This is a genomic window from Streptomyces sp. NPDC056738, from assembly GCF_042790435.1.
Lineage (GTDB): Bacteria > Actinomycetota > Actinomycetes > Streptomycetales > Streptomycetaceae > Streptomyces.
Window position 1 is genome coordinate 1 of record NZ_JBHTZF010000005.1, and the last position, 15,835, is coordinate 15,835.

Sequence of the window (15,835 nt, forward strand, 5' to 3'; positions counted from 1 at the left end):
GGACCCGGCATCACGCCGGGTCCACCCCTCCGCCGTGGAGCCACCGATCAGAGCGACGTCATGACGTGCTTGATCCGGGTGTAGTCCTCGAAGCCGTACGCGGACAGGTCCTTGCCGTAGCCGGACTGCTTGAACCCGCCGTGCGGCATCTCGGCGACGAGCGCCATGTGGCTGTTGATCCACACACAGCCGAAGTCGAGCCGCTTCGACATCCGCATCGCCCGCGCGTGGTCCTTGGTCCACACCGAGGAGGCCAGCGCGTAGTCGACGCCGTTGGCGTACGCGACGGCCTGGTCCTCGTCCGTGAACGACTGGACGGTCATGACCGGGCCGAAGACCTCGTTCTGGATGATCTCGTCGTCCTGCTTCAGGCCGGAGACGACGGTCGGGGCGTAGAAGTAGCCCTTGTCCCCGACGCGGTGGCCGCCCGCCTCGACGCGCGCGTGCTCGGGCAGACGCTCGATGAAGCCGCTGACCTGGGCGAGCTGGCCCGCGTTGTTGAGCGGCCCGTACAGCACGTCCTCGTCGTCCGGCTCACCGGTCTTCGTCGCGGCCGCGGCCTCGGCGAGCGCGGAGACGAACGCGTCGTGGACCGACTCGTGGACCAGGACACGGGTCGCGGCCGTGCAGTCCTGACCGGCGTTGAAGAAGCCGCCGACCACCAGGTCCTCGACCGCCTTCGTCAGGTCGGCGTCCTCGAAGACCACGGCCGGAGCCTTGCCGCCCAGCTCCAGGTGGACCCGCTTGACGTCCTTGGCCGCGCTCTGGGCGACCTGGATGCCGGCGCGAACCGAGCCCGTGATGGAGGCCATCGCCGGGGTCGGGTGCTCCACCATCAGCCGGCCGGTCTCGCGGTCGCCGCAGACGACGTTGAAGATCCCCTTGGGCAGACCGAGCTCCTCCAGGACACCGCCGATGATCTCCGCGATCAGCACCGTGGAGGCGGGGGTGGTGTCCGAGGGCTTGAGGACCACCGCGTTGCCCGCCGCGAGCGCCGGGGCGAACTTCCACACCGCCATCAGCAGCGGGTAGTTCCACGGCGCCACCTGGGCGCACACGCCGACCGGCTCACGGCGGATGATCGAGGTCATGCCCTCCATGTACTCGCCGGCCGAGCGGCCCTCCAGCATCCGGGCCGCGCCCGCGAAGAAGCGGACCTGGTCGATCGCGGGGCCGAGTTCCTCGCTGAGGGTGAGGTGCAGCGGCTTGCCGGTGTCGCGGCTCTCCGCGGCGACCAGTTCGTCGGCGCGTGCCTCCATCGCGTCCGCGATCTTCAGCAGCGCGCGCTGCCGTACGGACGGCGTCGCGTCGCGCCAGACCGGGAACGCGGCGGCCGCGGCCGCCATCGCCGCGTCGACGTCGGCCGTCCCCGAGAGCGGGGAGGTCGCGTAGACGTCACCCGTGGTGGGGTCCACCACGTCGAGCGTCCGGCCGTCGACGGCATCCGCGAACGCGCCGTCGATGTAGTTGCGGAACGTGCTGCTCATGGAAACGTCTCTCCTGGTCAGGCGGCGGTACGGGGCGAAAGGTGCTCGTGTACGGCGAGCCAGGCGCCGTCCTCGGAGCGGGCGAAGACGATGGTCTCCCGCTCGAGCACCGTCTCCTCGCCGGTGTGGGTGGCGACCTGGGTCTCCACGTCGTGGCTGAAGACGGCGGTGTCGCCGAAGGGCTGGATCGACTGCGCGGACGAGGTGCAGCCGAGGACGCGGAAACCGTCCTGCTCCACCCACTGCCGCCACAGGGCGCGGTACTCGGCCGTGGAGTTCAGACGCTGCGGCGTGGTGTGGAAGACGAACGTCGCGTCCGGCGCGAAGGCCCCGAAGTAGTCGTCGAGGCGGCCCTCGGCGAAGGCGGCGACGAGCGCGTCCGCGGCGGCCCGGATCTCCTGCACGGTGGTGCTCATGCTCGGCTCCTGATCAGGGGCGCCCGGCGGTCAGGGCCGGGCGCCCAGTCTGTGATGGGTGGCTGTGGTGGGTCAGACGGCCGCGGCGGGCTCGGCCGGCTTCTCCTCGGCGCCACCGGTGATCGGCGTGATCTCGGCGTCGGTCGAGCCGACGAAGCGGGGGCCTTCGGGCCCGTACACGGCGCGCGGCTCGGGGAAGAGGGTGAGTGCGGCGAGGTAGAGCACGACCGCCAGACCGAGGCCGACCGGCAGCGAGATGTCCGCGCCGTCGGCGAGGTTGCCCAGCGGACCGACGAACTGGCCCGGCAGGTTGGTGAAGAGGAGGGCCACGACGGCGCTGACGATCCAGGTGCCCATGCCGCGCCAGTTCCAGCCGTGCGCGAACCAGTAGCGGCCACCGCGCTGACGGCGGTTGAAGACCTGGAGCGCCTCGGCGTCGTACCAGCCGCGCCGGGTGACGTAGCCGAGCGCCATGACGACCATCCACGGCGCGGTGCAGGTGATGATCAGCGTCGCGAAGGTGGAGATGGACTGCGTGAGGTTGAGCGCGAAGCGGCCCAGGAAGATGAAACCGATGGACAGGACGCCGATGAAGAAGGTGGCCTGGACCCGGTTGAAGCGCGGGAAGACGCTGGCGAAGTCCAGCCCTGTTCCGTAGAGGGAGGTCGTGCCGGTCGACAGGCCGCCGATCAGGGCGATCAGGCAGAGCGGCAGGAAGTACCAGCCGGGGGAGACGGCCAGCAGTCCGCCGACGTAGTTCGGGGCGGCCGGGTCGACGTACTTCGCGGCCTTCGTCGCGATGATCGACGCCGTGGCCAGACCGAAGACGAACGGCAGCAGCGTGGCGATCTGGGCGAGGAACGCGGCGCCCATCACCCGGCGGCGCGGGGTGTTCGCGGGGATGTAGCGGGACCAGTCACCGAGGAACGCGCCGAAGGAGACCGGGTTGGAGAGCACGATCAGCGCCGCGCCGATGAACGAGGGCCAGAACAGCGGGTCGGCACTCGAGGCGAAGGCGCCCGCGTATCCGGGGTCGAAGTCACCGGCGAAGGCGAAGGCGCCGAGCACGAAGAGGGCCGAGGCCGCCAGCACCGCGATCTTGTTCACGAGCAGCATGAAGCGGAAGCCGTAGATGCAGACGACGAGCACGAGTCCGCCGAAGATCGCGTACGCGATGCCGTAGGTGACGTCCGTCTCGGGGACGTGGACCAGCCGGTGCGCGCCGCCGACGAGGGCGTCGCCCGAGGACCACACCGAGATCGAGAAGAACGCGATCGCCGTCAGCAGCGAGAGGAACGAGCCGACGACCCGGCCGTGCACGCCCAGGTGCGCGGAGGAGGAGACGGCGTTGTTCGTGCCGTTGGCGGGGCCGAAGAGCGCCATCGGGGCCAGCAGGAGCGCACCCGCGACCAGGCCGAGGACGGTCGCCGCGAGCCCCTGCCAGAAGGAGAGCCCGAAGAGGATCGGGAAGGCGCCCAGCACGCAGGTCGCGAAGGTGTTGGCGCCGCCGAAGGCCAGCCGGAACAGGTCGATCGGCCGGGCCGTGCGGTCCTCGTCCGGGATTCGCTCGACGCCATATGTCTCGATTTCGGTGACCGAGGTCGTCACGGGCCCTCCAATGTCCGTTAGTGCACCGTTCAAACGGTGGCCTCCACAGTGTGAGGCCCCCGGTGACCTGCGACAATGGTGTCCATCACAGATGCGTACGATGTCATTTGTGGCCAGCGACAAACTCACCATCCAGGACCTGCTCTCCTCCCCGGCCCTCCAGCTCACGCTGAAGGCGGGCGGCGGTCTGGACCGGTCCGTCTCCTGGGCCCACGCCAGCGAGCTCGTGGATCCGACGCCCTGGCTCCTGGGAGCCGAGCTGATCATGACCGCGGGTCTGGCGATCCCCCGTACCGCGGCGGAACAGCGCGCCTATCTGGAGCGGCTGGACGACGCCGGGGCGTCCGGACTCGCGCTCTCGGCGCAGCTCCACATGCCCCCGCTGCACGACGCCTTCTTCCGGGCCGCGGAGGAGCGCGGCTTCCCGGTCCTCGAAGTGCCGCTCGCCGTCCCCTTCATCGCCGTCGCCCAGGAGGTCGCCGCCTCGGCCCAGGAGGAGGCGCGGCACCGGCTGGGCGCGCAGCTCCAGGTCTTCGGCGCGCTGCGCTGGCTGGTCACGGAGAACCTCGACACCCCGACACTCCTGCGCCGGCTCGAAGGCCTCTCGGGCTACGACGTCTGCCTCTGCACCCCCCAAGGGCGCCCCCTCCTGCCCGGCGTCCCGGTGCCGGACCCGGCCGTGCTGCCCACGTCCGTCGACGCCCCGCCGACGATCCCCGGCGGGTTCGTCCTCCCGGTGCCGGCACCCGGCGGCCCCGCCGGATTCCTCGTCGCCTACGAGCGAGAGGGCGCCCGTCCCGCGGGACTCGCCGTCGTCCAGCACATCGCCACCGTCGCCGCGCTGAGGCTGGCGATGGTGCGCAACGAACGGGAGACGCTGCGCCGCGAGGGAGCGGAGACGTTCGCCGAACTGCTCCAGGAGGTCCTCGACCCGGAGGCGGCCCGCCGCCGGCTCGCCCGGCACGCCATCGAGGGCGACACCGTGCTCCTCATCGTGCGCCGCACCACCGACGAGGCCCTGCTGCGCTGTCTGGAGGACCGGCCCCATCTGCTGCTCACGCGGGGCGAGGACCGCTATGTCCTCGGGGCGCCGGAACTGGCGGCCGCCGTCGGCGAGCTGTCCGGCGTGGCGGCCGGGGCCAGCCGCCCCTTCCTGCCGGGGGTCGCGCTGAAGGTCGCCCAGCGCGAGGCGCTGTGGGCGGTGTCCAAGGCGGTCGAGTCCGGCCGCGCCGTCGTCCACTACGGCGACGACGGGGCGGGCCGCTGGCTGCCGGACGATCCCGCGGTGCTGACGGCGCTGGTGGAGCACGTGCTCGGCGGAGTCCTGCGGTACGACGAGAGCCATGACTCGCGACTGCTGGTCTCCGCCCGCACCTGGATGGAGCGCGACCGCCGTACCGAGTCGGCGGCCGCCGCGCTGCACATCCACCCCAACACGCTCGCCTACCGGCTGCGCCGCTTCGGCGCGCTCACCGGCCGCGACCTGACGTCGACGGCGGCTCTGGCGGAGGTCTGGCTGGCGATCCAGGCGGCGGGCGCGCTGGGCCTCACCGACTGAGCGCGCCCGGCGCGGCCCACATCCGGTCCGGCCTGCGGGTCCGGGCCATGGGTGCCCTACGTGCCCGGGTCGCGCGCGCTTCGTGTGACCGGGCTACGGATCATTCCTCGCGTCGGGCGACCGCCTCGACCAGGCGGGTGATGTCGGCGAGATCGGCCTCGAACTCGGCGGTGAGGTCGAGGGGCAGATCCAGCCACGGCCCGAGCGTGCTGTGGCCGGGGAGTTCGCTGTCGTCGAGGCGGCCCCGGCTGCCGCGCGGGTCGTCGACGCCGGGAGTGAAGCGGCCCGAGGCCTCGGACGCGGCGAAGCCGATGACGAACGTACTGATCAGGCGCTCCAGCCGGGGCACCTGGGGCTCGGGGACCCCGGCCTCGATGAGCGCGGTGTAGATGATGTCCACCGCCCGCAGGCCGTCCGGGGTGACAGCGGGCCGCGAGAAGAGCAGATGCGCGGCCCACGGGTGCTCCTGCGTCACCTTCCGGGCCGCGCGCGCGAGGGCGCGGAGCCGCGCGTCCCAGGTGACGTGCTCGGCCGGATCCGCCGGCAGCAACGCGGTCAGCAGCCGCCCGACCATGCCGTCCAGCAGCGCCGACTTGTCCTTGACGTGCCGGTACAGCGCCATCGGCGTCACCCCGACGCGATCGGCCAGGGCGCGCATCGAGACGGCGTCGACCCCGTGCTCGTCGGCGATGGCCACGGCGGCGTCCAGGATCTCTTCCCGTCTCCCACTCATGGGTCTACAGTGTAGACGTATACGGTGTAGACGTGTACGGCGTAGACCTCATGAAGGACGGATGATGCTGATCGCAGAGGGACTGGTGAAGCGCTACGGCGCACACCACGCGCTCGACGGGTTCGACCTGACGGTCCCGGCCGGGGAGATCGTCGGCCTGATCGGCCACAACGGCGCGGGCAAGACGACGTTCGTCGAGATCGTCGCCGGGCTCGTACGCCCCGACGCGGGCCGCGTCACCATCGCGGCGCTCGACGCGCTGCGGGACGGCCGGGCCGCGCGGCACCGGCTCGGCCTGGCCCCGCAGGAACTGGCCCTGTACGGCGGCGCCACCGCGCGGGAGAACGTGCGGCTGTTCGCCGGTCTGGCGGGATTCCGTGGACGGCGCGGGGAGGCGGAGATCGCCCGGGTCCTGGACGAGCTGTGCCTGACGGCCGTGGCGGACCACCCCGTGGCCGCCCTCTCCGGAGGCCAGCGCCGCCGGGTCCAGGCGGCCACCGCCATGGTCGGCTCACCACCCCTCCTCCTGCTGGACGAACCGACCGCCGGAGCCGATCCGGAGACCCGTTCGGCCCTGCTGAGTGCGGTCAGGGCTCGGGCCGAAGCGGGCGCGGCCGTCGTCTACACGACCCACTACCTGCCGGAACTCGTCGACCTCGACGCCACGCTGGCCCTGGCGCGGTCCGGACGGATCATCGCGCGCGGCACACAGGAAGAGCTCACCCGCCACCTGCCGGGCGAGCTCAGGGTCACCTTCGCCGACCCCGGCGAACCCGAACTGCGCCGGCCGACCACGGACCCCGGCGCCGATCTGGCGGCCCTGCTCGCGTCCGGTCGTACGCCTGTGTCCGTCGACGTCCGCCGCCCCGGACTGGACGATCTCTACCGGTTCATGGAAGCCGCGCGGACCGCGACGCGGACGGAGGCCCTCGATGCCGCGTGAGTCCGCCGCCCGCCTGGCCGTGCTGGTCCGCCACAACGTGCTGCTGATGGCACGCGAACCCGGTCCGGTCCTGAGCCGGATGATCCTCCCGCTCGTCTTCATCACGCTGCTGCGTCCGCTCTATGTGACCGGGCAGGGCCGCACGGCCGGAACGGAACAAGCGGTCGTCGGCACGATGGTCACCTTCTCGCTGCTCGCCCTCAGCATCTGCGGCGGCGCGATCCTCACCGAACGGCTCGGGCGGACCTGGGACCGCCTGCGCGGAAGCGCCCTGCGTCCCGCCGAACTGCTCGTCGGCAAGGCCGCTCCGGCCTTCGTGGTGCTGCTCGCCCAGCAGTTCCTCGTCGTCGGCTTCGCCGCGTGCTTCCTCGGTCTGCGTGTCCCGCATCCGTTCCTGCTGCTGGGCGTCCTGCTCAGTTGGAGCTGCACGCTCCTGGGACTCGGCACCCTGCTCGGCGTGCTGGTCCGCAGTCTGGGCGCGCTCTCCGCCGCCTTCGACATCGGCGGCATGCTGCTGAGCAGCCTCGGAGGGGCGCTCGTCCCGCTCGCCGCGCTGCCGGCGTGGGTCGCGGACGTGGCTCCCGCCTCACCCGGCTACTGGGCCGCCCGCGGCCTGCGGGCCGCCCTGTCCGGCGACACCTGTGCCGTGGCGGAGTCCTGCGGCACGCTCCTCGCCGTGGCACTGGTCTGCGGCGCCGTGGCATCGGTCCGACTGGTGGGCCGCAGCGGCCGGTTGGTGGCGCTCTAGGCGGGCGGTCACGACTCCGCAGGCTTCGGCAGGCGGAGTCCGGCGACGAGGGTCTCGACCAGTCGTCGCGCGTCGTAGCGGGGGTCGTTGTGGGCGCCGATGCACAGGTTGCCGATGCCGCGCATCAGTTGATAGGCCGTCAGGTCCGCGCGGATCTCGCCGGCTTCGGCGGCGGCGTCGAGAAGCCGGGTGCACACGGGGAGCAGCCGGTCGAGGAAGTACCTGTGCAGCGCGTCGAACGCCGTGTTGTCGGGCTGCAGGACGGCGGCGAGCCCGTGCTTGGTGACGAGGAAGTCGACGAACAGGTCGGTCCACCGTGACAGCGCCGTGTACGGGGACGCGCAGTCGTCCAGCAGGGCCGGACCCGCCTCTGCGCAGGCCTCGACCTGGTGCCGGTAGACGGCGACGATGAGATCGGCCCGTGTCGGGAAGTGGCGGTAGATCGTGGCCGTACCGACGCCGGCCCTGGCCGCGATGTCGCGCACGGGGGCCTCCACGCCCGACGTGGCGAAGATCGCGGCGGCGGCGTCCAGCAGTGTCTCCTGGTTGCGCCGGGCGTCGGCCCGCCTGGGCCGGGTCGCCGCCTGCCCCGTGCTGTCCTCGCTGTCGCTCATCGCGCCCTTCCTCCTGCGGTCCGTCTAAACGGAACGGTGTTCCGTATCGCCTTGCTAAGTGGGACAGTGTTCCGTATCGTCAAACGGGACGGTGTTCCGTTTGTTCATGATGGCAGAACGGGGGCCGGGCGACCAGCCGCGCCGTCACCACGCTTCACCCGTATTCGAAGGCGTCACCCGTATCGAAGGAGTCAGGACATGCAGTACCGCACCTTGGGCCGCACCGGTGTGCAGGTCGGCTCGCTCGCGCTCGGCGCGATGAATTTCGGCAGGATCGGGCGCACCACCCAGGACGAGGCCACCGCCATCGTCGACGCCGCCCTGGAGGGCGGGATCAACCTCATCGACACCGCCGACATGTACGGCGACGGGGAGTCGGAGGAGATGGTCGGCAAGGCCATCGCCGGCCGCCGCGACGACATCGTGCTGGCCACGAAGGCGGGCATGCCGATGGGGGAGGAGCGCAACCACCGTGGCTCCTCGCGCCGTTGGCTGGTCACCGAGCTGGACGCCAGTCTGCGCAGGCTCGGTGTCGACCACGTCGACCTCTACCAGATCCACCGATGGGACCCGGCCACCGGCGACGAGGAGACGCTGTCCGCCCTGACCGACCTGCAACGCGCGGGCAAGATCCGCTACTTCGGTTCCTCGACCTTCCCCGCCCATCGCATCGTGCAGGCCCGCTGGGCCGCCCGCGAGCATCAGCTGAGGCCCTACGTCACCGAACAGCCCAGCTACTCCATCCTGCAGCGGGGCATCGAGGCCCATGTCCTGCCCGTGGCCGAGGAGTACGGGCTCGGAGTCCTGGCCTGGAGCCCGCTGGCCTCGGGCTGGCTGTCCGGCGCGGTCAGGAGGGGACGGGAGATCACCACCAGCCGTTCGGCGTTCCTGCCGCAGCGATTCGACCTCTCCATCCCCTCCAACCAGGCCCGGCTGGAGGCCGTGGAGCGCTTGGCGGTCATCGCTGAGGAGGCCGGGCTGACGCTGATCCAGCTCGCGCTCGGCTTCGTCACCGCGCATCCCGCCGTGACGAGCGCGCTGATCGGCCCCCGGACACCGGAGCACCTGCGCAGCCAGCTCGCCGCCGCGGACACCGTGCTCTCCGCGGACGTGCTCGACGCGATCGACGCCGTCGTGGCCCCGGGGACCGACCTGGCTCCGGACGAGAAGTTCGACACCCCGCCCGCCCTGCTCGACCCGGCACTGCGCCGCCGCTGACGGGCCCGGTGGAACGGGCCTGACGACCCCGCCCGGGTCAGAGTTCCGGAGCGGGGCCGCCAGGAGTCCGCCGGCCGAACGGGCGGTGCCGGCCCGTGTGTTCCCGATCAGTCGATGATCAGGCGGTGATCAGCCGTGGATCAGCCGCGGATCAGCGGTGGATCAGCCGGTGTAGGCCTCGATCTCGGACAACTGCCCTGCGGGCCAGCCGGTGTTGCCCGTGACGAGCACCCGCAGATGCCGGGTCGGGGTGCCCGACAGCGCGATCGTCACGGTGTTTCCGCTCGACGGATCGAAGGTGTACCCCGCCGACGGCTTCAGCGTGGTGAACGTGGTGCCGTCCGTGCTGCCCTGGATGCTCAGCGTCTGGGTGCGCGTGGCCCACGCCGTAGCCGGCGGCAGCTTGAGGACGACGCGCTTGACCGCCTTGGCGGCACCCAAGTCGACGGTGACGGACTGCGGGAAGGCGTTGTTGGCGCTCTCCCAGTAGCTGTTCGCGTTGCCGTCCACGGCGTTGGCGGCGGGATAGACGTCCGTGTGGCTCGACTCGGTGACCGGCCGGTTCTTGGCGAGGTTGACGGTCGGGTCCGTGGGCGGGTCGGTCGGCGGGTCCGTCGGAGGATCGGTGGGCGGGTCGGTCGGGGGCGTGGTGCCTCCGCCGGGTACGCCGCCGTTGGTCCACTGGGGAGCGGGCCAGTTGCCGGTGCAGGCCGGCGGGTCCGCGTACCAGCCGCTGTTGCCGGCGCCACGGGTGATCACGAAGCCGGGACCGACGCAGTTGTGGATCGGGTTGGACTGGGCGATGTGGGTCGCCGTCACGTTGGTGAAGGAGGCCGTGCCGGTCGCCTGGATCTGCAGGGCGTAGGTGCCCGCCCCGTCGATCCGTACGTTCTCGAAGTGCAGCCCCTTCGTCGCGCCCTCGATGTTCATGATGGCGGCGTAGGAGCTGTCGAGGATCTCGCTGTCCGTGATGTTGATCGTCGCGTCCAGGGCTTCGTTGAGGCCGCTGAACCAGACCGCGCCGACCCCGAACTGCCAGTTGTAGTCGTTGTTGCCGGTTCTGATCAGGGTGTTGCGTGCGGCCGTGGTGGTGCCCGAAACGGCCGTTCCCTGACCGGAGTTGACGCCGGGATAGCGGTTCGCGACGTGCAGGCCACCGCCGTTGGTGATGGTGTCCGCCATCACGTTGTCGGAGATGGTGATGTCCTTGCCGCCGTACGTGACGATGTTGTTGGCGAGGATCGGCAGGATCACCGTGTTGAAGGTGAACTTGTTCTTGACGTTCGGGACGCTCTCCGCCCACATCGCCAGACCGTCGTCACCCGTGTTCCGGACGAACGTGTTGGTGACCGTGGAGTTGGTGACGCCCATGTGGAAGTTCACGCCGTCCGCGGTCTGGTCCAGGATGCGGCTGTTCTTGATGGTGAAGTTGTCCATCGGGCCGTCCATCCAGGCCCCGCACTTGGTGTGCTGCATCCACACGTTGTCGACCGTGGAGTTGGACAGCGCGCCGCCGATGGCGTTCACCTGGTCGTCGTCGACGCGCTCGCGGATGTCGCCGATGATCGCGAAGTCCTTGAGGGTGACGTTCTTGCTGCCGCCCTGGTTCGCGTACTTCCCGTACACGCCCACGGCCTTCGACCGGTTCACCGGGTCACGGCCGGTGAGGACGCTGTACCAGGGACCCGCGCCGGCCAGCGTCACCTGGTCGACGACGATGTGGTCGCGCACCTGGAAGGTGCCCTGGGGGATGTAGACGGTCTTGCCCTGGGCCTTGCCCGCGTCCACGGCCGCCTGGATCTTGGCCGTCGAGTCGGCCGCGCCGGTCGGGTCGGCTCCGAAGTCGCCGACGACGTCGAGGGCTCCGGACGGCTTGCCGATGGGCGCGCCCACCTGCTCGAAGTCGGCGAGGTCGATGGTGAAGGACGGGGAGGCGCTCGTGGACGACACCTGGAGGCGCACCTTGGTCCCGGCCGGCAGCGTCGAGCCGAGCAGGGTGCGGGTCTCGTCGTAGAAGTGGTGGGGGTTGGTGTCCCCGGGGTTGTTGTTGAACGGATAACCGCCGTAGTACCAGCCGTACTTGGAGGTCACCGGCACCGACTTGAGCTGGGTGCCGTTGATCTTCAGGTCGAGGTCGGCGTCGCGGCCGGTGCCCGCCGCGTTGTCGGGCAGCGAGTAGCGGAACGACATCGCGTCGGCCGGGGCGGTCAGCGTGAACTCGACGTACTCGCCCGCCGCGTCCAGCGTCACGGCCTGGCGGCCGGACGCCTCGGAGGGGAGATGGCCGTAGAGCCGGTCCGGGCCGATGAGGGTGCCGTTCGTGGCGGCGTACTCGGCCTCCTGTTCCTTGAAGGGGACGGCCGCGCCCCGGCCGGAGATCCCGACGGGGGAAGGGGCGGGTACACCGGCGGCGACGGCGTGGGGGGCCACCGCGACCGCGACGACGGTGCCGGCCGCGGCGAGCGCCAGCGACAGCGACAACGCCGTGCCGCGGCGCGTGAATCTGCCTAGGGGAGAGGGAGTCACAGGCATGCGTCCTCAGGGCTCGTGGGGTGAGCGGACGCAAGAAGGCTAGGAGTGGAGGCAAGAGAAGTCCATGAAGCTGCGCAAGATTGATACAGACTCTCGCAATTATTCGACGGACGCGTCTTTGGAGCGGTCGTCACCGTCGGTCCCGGCCGTCTGCCCGCCCTTCGGCCCGGCTGTGAGTACCTTGGCCGCGGCACCCGCCCGGGGTGTCCCGTCGACCGCGACACAGATACCGAAGACACGGTCGTGCCCGGTCCAGCCGTTGACGTGCCCCCGGTTGTTGCTGATCTGCACCCGCCTCCGCGCGGGTTCGAGCGACGACACCAGATGCAGGTACACGGTGCCGGCGACCCGGGCGAGGACGATGTCACCGACCGTCAGCTTCGAGGCGTCGACGGGAGCGACGGTCACGAGCTGACGGCTGCGGATCAACGGGACCATCGAGGTGCCGCTCGGCCGGAACTCCACGGTCTGCCCACTGGCAACTCTGGCTGCCACACTGTCCAATGCGCCCATGCGAGGAGCGTGACAGCCTCGGCGGGCCCGGCCCACCGATTTTCGACCCGGGGCCGGGGCGGAACCGGGTCAGCCGGCCGCGGGTCGCCGGAGTTCGCGGCGTGTGGTGAGCCAGTGCCCGGTGACGAAGAGCAGACCGATCGTGGCGGCCACGGTGAAGAGGACGAACGAGGGGAACCCGTCGTCGCCGTCCGGGTAGCGGTCACCGCACAGCCGGGTCAGCCGAGGCTGCTCGCGGGCCGCCTCCAGACACACCCGAGTCCCCTTCGGCGGAAGGGGATAGCCGCCGTTCGGCACCTTGCGAACGGTGTAGCGCCGACCCGCCACGGTGTACGCGATCTCGTCGCTCTTCTCTCCCTTGCCGGTCGGGACCACCACGCGGATGACGACACCCGTGACCCGTATCCCGGTGTCGTCGAGCAGCTCGGCCTGTCGCCAGTCGTGCCGCATCACGCCTCCGCCGAGGGCGACGCAGACGGCGAAGACCGCTGCGGCCACCACATGCCTCCTCGCCCTGGGGGTCCGTATCCGCGGAGTCCTCAACGGCCGCTCACTCTCCTTCGCGTGGGCCGACGTCTGCCCCGGCCGCTCCTGTGGGCGGGCGAAGCGGTGCACGACCCCGCCCCTGTCGAACGCTGCGCCGATTCTGGCAGGCCGGCGTCCGACCGTAGGACCCCCGGTAACAGCCGATTCCGAAGGGCGAAGGGCGAAGGGCGAAGGGCGAAGGGCGAAGGGCGGAAAGCGGGAACGCGCATCTGGGCTCGATGTATCGCGGGTGTATCGAAAACTGCATACGCCCCCGCAACCGGCGGCCCCCTTCACTGGCAGCATGAGTCACAACGCATCCTCGCCGGCCTCGTCCCCCCGCACGCTCAGGTTTGTGCTTCTCGGGCTCGTCCTGCTCGCTCTGGCGAGTGGTCTGTTCGCCATCCGGCGGATGCTCCTGATGTCGGCCCCGCGGTGCATGGCCGGGCACTGGCACGGCTGCTACGACACGTTCAACGGTGTGGTGCTGATGACGCTGGTCGCGATACCGGCGGCCGTGCTCGTCACGTGGGCCCTCGCCCGCCGACGGCAGGCCGCAGGCCTCGCTTCGACCTGGGCCTGGCGCAGGTCGCTGGCCGAGGTGGGCATGGTCCACGGCACGGTCCCGTTCGTGTGGCTGACCATGATGCCGGGCCTCGCGCCCGGCGTCGCTCCCCGCCGGGTGAGCCTGGCGCCGCTGCGGGACCTGGTCACCATGGGGGCGGGCGGCATCGTCGGCAATCTGCTGGTCTTCGCGGCGCTGGGGTTCTTCGCCCCGATGCGGTTCGCGGCGCTCGCGTCCCTGCCGCGGATCCTGGCGCTCGGCGCGGGCTGCTCGGTCCTGGTCGAGATCGCCCAGTACGTCCTGTGGCTGGACCGGGTGTCCTCCGTGGACGACGTCCTGGTCAACACCACCGGCGCCCTGCTGGCCGGACTGGCCTCGCGCCGATGGTGGCGCACCACCGAGCGGGCACCGTCGGACCGGTCCCGCCCCGCCCCGGCTCCGGTGGGCTGAACCGTGGTCCGCCGTGCACACCTCATCGGGATACATCGGCGATACGGCGTGCTGTCTAGGCTTCCATCATGCGTGTACTGATCGTGGAGGACGAGCCCTACCTGGCCGAGGCCGTCCGTGACGGTCTGCGGCTGGAGGCGATCGCCGCCGACATCGCCGCCGACGGCGACTCCGCCCTGGAACTGCTCGGCGTCAACTCCTACGACCTCGCGGTCCTCGACCGCGACATCCCCGGCCCCTCGGGCGACGAGGTCGCCCGGCGCATCGTCGCCTCCGGCAGCGGCATCCCGATCCTCATGCTCACCGCCGCCGACCGGATCGAGGACAAGGCCTCCGGGTTCGGGCTCGGCGCCGACGACTACCTCACGAAACCGTTCGAGCTGCGCGAGCTCGTCATGCGGCTGAGGGCGCTCGACCGCAGGCGCGCCTACGCCCGGCCGCCGGTCCGCGAGATCGCGGGCCTGCGGCTGGACCCGTTCCGCCGGGAGGTCTTCCGCGACGGACGTCATGTCGCGCTCACCCGGAAGCAGTTCGCCGTGCTGGACGTCCTCGTCGCCGCCGAGGGCGGGGTCATCAGCTCCGAGGAACTGTTGGAGCGGGCCTGGGACGAGAACGCCAACCCGTTCACCAACGCCGTCCGCATCACCGTCTCCGCGCTGCGCAAGCGGCTCGGCGAACCGTGGATCATCGCCACGGTGCCCGGTGTCGGCTACCGCATCGATACCGGAGCGGACACCGGCGCGGACACGGGAGCGGACACCGGCGGTGACACCGGCGCGGACACCGGCGGGGACGACGCGCACCCCGGCGACGGCCATGGATAGAGCCACAGGGCGCAGCGCCCGGCTGAAGCTCACCCTCAGCTATGCCGGATTCCTCTTCGTCGCCGGCACGCTCCTGCTGGTCGTGATGTGGGTGTTCGTGCTGCGCTGGCTGCCCACGAACGACCCCCGGCTCATCCAGAAGACGTACGGCGCCGTGATCATCGTCGGTCCCAGCCGCGCCGACCTGCTGCGCGGCTTCGCCCCCGCCGCGGCCGTCTCCCTGGGCTTCCTGCTGGTGTTCGGCCTCCTCGGCGGGTGGATCCTCGCCGGGCGGATGCTCTCACCGCTCGCACGGATCACGGACGCGGTACGGACGGCCGGGAGCGGGTCGCTGTCCCACCGGATCCGCATGAAGGGCCGACAGGACGAATTCCGCGAGCTCTCCGACGCGTTCGACTCGATGCTCGAACAGCTCGAGTCCAAGGTCGCCGAGGAGCAGCGGTTCGCCGCGAACGCGTCCCACGAACTGCGCACCCCGCTGGCGATCTCACGCACCCTCCTGGACGTGGCCCGCAAGGACCCCACGCGGGACCGCGACGAACTCATCGACCGCCTGGACGCCGTCAACACGCGGGCGATCGACCTCACGGAGGCGCTCCTGCTCCTCAGCCGCAGCGACCGCGGGAACTTCCCCCGCGAGGACGTCGACCTCTCCCTCGTCGCCGAGGAGGCCGCCGAGACGTTGCTCCCGTTCGCCGAACAGAGCCGGATCACCCTCGACGTCACCGGCGGGACGGCCCGGACCAGCGGCTCGGCGGAGCTCCTGCTGCGGATGGCGACGAACCTCGTCCAGAACGCCGTCGTCCACAATCTCCCCGAGGGCGGCACCGTGACGGTCCACGCCGGCACGGACGGGGTCACGAGCGTGCTGAGGGTCGAGAACACGGGCCGCCCGCTCCCACCGGAACGGGTGTCGACCCTCACCGAACCGTTCCAGCGCGGAACGGAACGCGTACGTACCGACGAGCACGCGGGCGTCGGTCTCGGCCTGGCCATCGTGGCCGGCATCGTCCGTGCCCATGACGGCACCCTCGAACTCGTTCCCCGCTCCGAGGGTGGCCTAGTCGTCACTGTTCGGCTGCCCGGCGCGGGCTGAGCGGT

Annotated in this window: 15 protein-coding genes; 7 read left to right on the forward strand and 8 right to left on the reverse strand. The window is 71.0% G+C overall.

Annotated elements, in window-relative coordinates; genetic code table 11:
• Positions 1-47: 47 nt before the first annotated feature.
• The 3 genes from ACFRIC_RS14040 to ACFRIC_RS14050 form a co-directional block, all read right to left on the reverse strand.
• Positions 48-1,487, reverse strand: a complete 1,440-nt coding sequence (locus tag ACFRIC_RS14040) for a gamma-aminobutyraldehyde dehydrogenase (protein ID WP_382784292.1) — start codon at positions 1,485-1,487, stop codon at positions 48-50.
• Positions 1,488-1,504: 17 nt separating this feature from the next.
• A complete protein-coding gene (locus ACFRIC_RS14045; protein WP_382784295.1) occupies positions 1,505-1,903 on the reverse strand; it encodes a YybH family protein in 399 nt (132 codons plus the stop codon).
• Between the two features lie 72 nt (positions 1,904-1,975).
• On the reverse strand, positions 1,976-3,511 hold the full coding sequence (locus ACFRIC_RS14050) for a purine-cytosine permease family protein (RefSeq protein ID WP_382784297.1): 1,536 nt from the start codon (positions 3,509-3,511) through the stop codon (positions 1,976-1,978).
• Between the two features lie 100 nt (positions 3,512-3,611).
• Here ACFRIC_RS14050 and ACFRIC_RS14055 point away from each other — a divergent pair, with 100 nt between their 5' ends.
• Positions 3,612-5,069: a PucR family transcriptional regulator gene (locus tag ACFRIC_RS14055; protein ID WP_382785882.1), complete on the forward strand. Its 1,458-nt coding sequence runs from the start codon at positions 3,612-3,614 to the stop codon at positions 5,067-5,069.
• A 100-nt stretch (positions 5,070-5,169) separates the two neighbouring features.
• On the opposite strand, the gene ACFRIC_RS14060 is transcribed toward ACFRIC_RS14055, so the two are convergent.
• Positions 5,170-5,802: a TetR/AcrR family transcriptional regulator gene (locus ACFRIC_RS14060; protein ID WP_382784300.1), complete on the reverse strand. Its 633-nt coding sequence runs from the start codon at positions 5,800-5,802 to the stop codon at positions 5,170-5,172.
• A 61-nt stretch (positions 5,803-5,863) separates the two neighbouring features.
• On the opposite strand from ACFRIC_RS14060, the gene ACFRIC_RS14065 reads away from it, so the two are divergent.
• Together ACFRIC_RS14065 and ACFRIC_RS14070 are read left to right on the forward strand one after the other, a co-directional pair.
• Positions 5,864-6,745, forward strand: a complete 882-nt coding sequence (locus tag ACFRIC_RS14065; protein ID WP_382784302.1) for an ABC transporter ATP-binding protein — start codon at positions 5,864-5,866, stop codon at positions 6,743-6,745.
• The gene (locus ACFRIC_RS14070; protein WP_382784305.1) at positions 6,735-7,493 is read left to right on the forward strand and encodes an ABC transporter permease; all 759 of its coding nucleotides are present in this window, start codon (positions 6,735-6,737) and stop codon (positions 7,491-7,493) included. The genes ACFRIC_RS14065 and ACFRIC_RS14070 overlap by 11 nt, the downstream gene beginning before the upstream one ends.
• A gap of 8 nt (positions 7,494-7,501) precedes the next feature.
• Here ACFRIC_RS14070 and ACFRIC_RS14075 read toward each other — a convergent pair whose 3' ends face one another.
• The gene (locus ACFRIC_RS14075) at positions 7,502-8,107 is read right to left on the reverse strand and encodes a TetR/AcrR family transcriptional regulator (RefSeq protein WP_382784308.1); all 606 of its coding nucleotides are present in this window, start codon (positions 8,105-8,107) and stop codon (positions 7,502-7,504) included.
• Positions 8,108-8,305: 198 nt separating this feature from the next.
• Here ACFRIC_RS14075 and ACFRIC_RS14080 point away from each other — a divergent pair, with 198 nt between their 5' ends.
• Entirely contained in the window at positions 8,306-9,325 is a 1,020-nt protein-coding gene (locus tag ACFRIC_RS14080) for an aldo/keto reductase (RefSeq protein WP_382784311.1), read from the forward strand.
• A gap of 162 nt (positions 9,326-9,487) precedes the next feature.
• Here ACFRIC_RS14080 and ACFRIC_RS14085 read toward each other — a convergent pair whose 3' ends face one another.
• The 3 genes from ACFRIC_RS14085 to ACFRIC_RS14095 all read right to left on the reverse strand — a co-directional run bounded on the left by ACFRIC_RS14085 (position 9,488) and on the right by ACFRIC_RS14095 (position 12,868).
• Positions 9,488-11,857: a discoidin domain-containing protein gene (locus ACFRIC_RS14085; RefSeq protein ID WP_382784313.1), complete on the reverse strand. Its 2,370-nt coding sequence runs from the start codon at positions 11,855-11,857 to the stop codon at positions 9,488-9,490.
• 99 nt (positions 11,858-11,956) lie between these two features.
• Entirely contained in the window at positions 11,957-12,370 is a 414-nt protein-coding gene (locus ACFRIC_RS14090; protein ID WP_382784316.1) for a S26 family signal peptidase, read from the reverse strand.
• A gap of 69 nt (positions 12,371-12,439) precedes the next feature.
• Entirely contained in the window at positions 12,440-12,868 is a 429-nt protein-coding gene (locus ACFRIC_RS14095) for a hypothetical protein (protein WP_382784319.1), read from the reverse strand.
• Between the two features lie 331 nt (positions 12,869-13,199).
• Between ACFRIC_RS14095 and ACFRIC_RS14100 the strand changes: the two genes are divergently transcribed.
• The 3 genes from ACFRIC_RS14100 to ACFRIC_RS14110 all read left to right on the forward strand — a co-directional run bounded on the left by ACFRIC_RS14100 (position 13,200) and on the right by ACFRIC_RS14110 (position 15,830).
• On the forward strand, positions 13,200-13,910 hold the full coding sequence (locus ACFRIC_RS14100) for a VanZ family protein (protein WP_382784321.1): 711 nt from the start codon (positions 13,200-13,202) through the stop codon (positions 13,908-13,910).
• Positions 13,911-13,978: 68 nt separating this feature from the next.
• The gene (locus tag ACFRIC_RS14105; protein ID WP_382784324.1) at positions 13,979-14,734 is read left to right on the forward strand and encodes a response regulator transcription factor; all 756 of its coding nucleotides are present in this window, start codon (positions 13,979-13,981) and stop codon (positions 14,732-14,734) included.
• The gene (locus ACFRIC_RS14110) at positions 14,727-15,830 is read left to right on the forward strand and encodes a sensor histidine kinase (RefSeq protein ID WP_382784327.1); all 1,104 of its coding nucleotides are present in this window, start codon (positions 14,727-14,729) and stop codon (positions 15,828-15,830) included. Before ACFRIC_RS14105 ends, ACFRIC_RS14110 begins: the two co-directional genes overlap by 8 nt.
• Positions 15,831-15,835: the final 5 nt, after the last annotated feature.

Excerpts from the sequence above, each read along its gene's own strand:
- ACFRIC_RS14040 (WP_382784292.1), bottom strand. The coding sequence starts at position 1,487 with ATGAGCAGCACGTTCCGCAACTACATCGACGGCGCGTTCGCGGATGCC.
- ACFRIC_RS14045 (WP_382784295.1), bottom strand. The coding sequence starts at position 1,903 with ATGAGCACCACCGTGCAGGAGATCCGGGCCGCCGCGGACGCGCTCGTC.
- ACFRIC_RS14055 (WP_382785882.1), top strand. The coding sequence starts at position 3,612 with ATGTCATTTGTGGCCAGCGACAAACTCACCATCCAGGACCTGCTCTCC.
- ACFRIC_RS14060 (WP_382784300.1), bottom strand. The coding sequence starts at position 5,802 with ATGAGTGGGAGACGGGAAGAGATCCTGGACGCCGCCGTGGCCATCGCC.
- ACFRIC_RS14065 (WP_382784302.1), top strand. The coding sequence starts at position 5,864 with ATGATGCTGATCGCAGAGGGACTGGTGAAGCGCTACGGCGCACACCAC.
- ACFRIC_RS14070 (WP_382784305.1), top strand. The coding sequence starts at position 6,735 with ATGCCGCGTGAGTCCGCCGCCCGCCTGGCCGTGCTGGTCCGCCACAAC.
- ACFRIC_RS14075 (WP_382784308.1), bottom strand. The coding sequence starts at position 8,107 with ATGAGCGACAGCGAGGACAGCACGGGGCAGGCGGCGACCCGGCCCAGG.
- ACFRIC_RS14080 (WP_382784311.1), top strand. The coding sequence starts at position 8,306 with ATGCAGTACCGCACCTTGGGCCGCACCGGTGTGCAGGTCGGCTCGCTC.
- ACFRIC_RS14085 (WP_382784313.1), bottom strand. The coding sequence starts at position 11,857 with ATGCCTGTGACTCCCTCTCCCCTAGGCAGATTCACGCGCCGCGGCACG.
- ACFRIC_RS14090 (WP_382784316.1), bottom strand. The coding sequence starts at position 12,370 with ATGGGCGCATTGGACAGTGTGGCAGCCAGAGTTGCCAGTGGGCAGACC.
- ACFRIC_RS14100 (WP_382784321.1), top strand. The coding sequence starts at position 13,200 with ATGAGTCACAACGCATCCTCGCCGGCCTCGTCCCCCCGCACGCTCAGG.
- ACFRIC_RS14105 (WP_382784324.1), top strand. The coding sequence starts at position 13,979 with ATGCGTGTACTGATCGTGGAGGACGAGCCCTACCTGGCCGAGGCCGTC.
- ACFRIC_RS14110 (WP_382784327.1), top strand. The coding sequence starts at position 14,727 with ATGGATAGAGCCACAGGGCGCAGCGCCCGGCTGAAGCTCACCCTCAGC.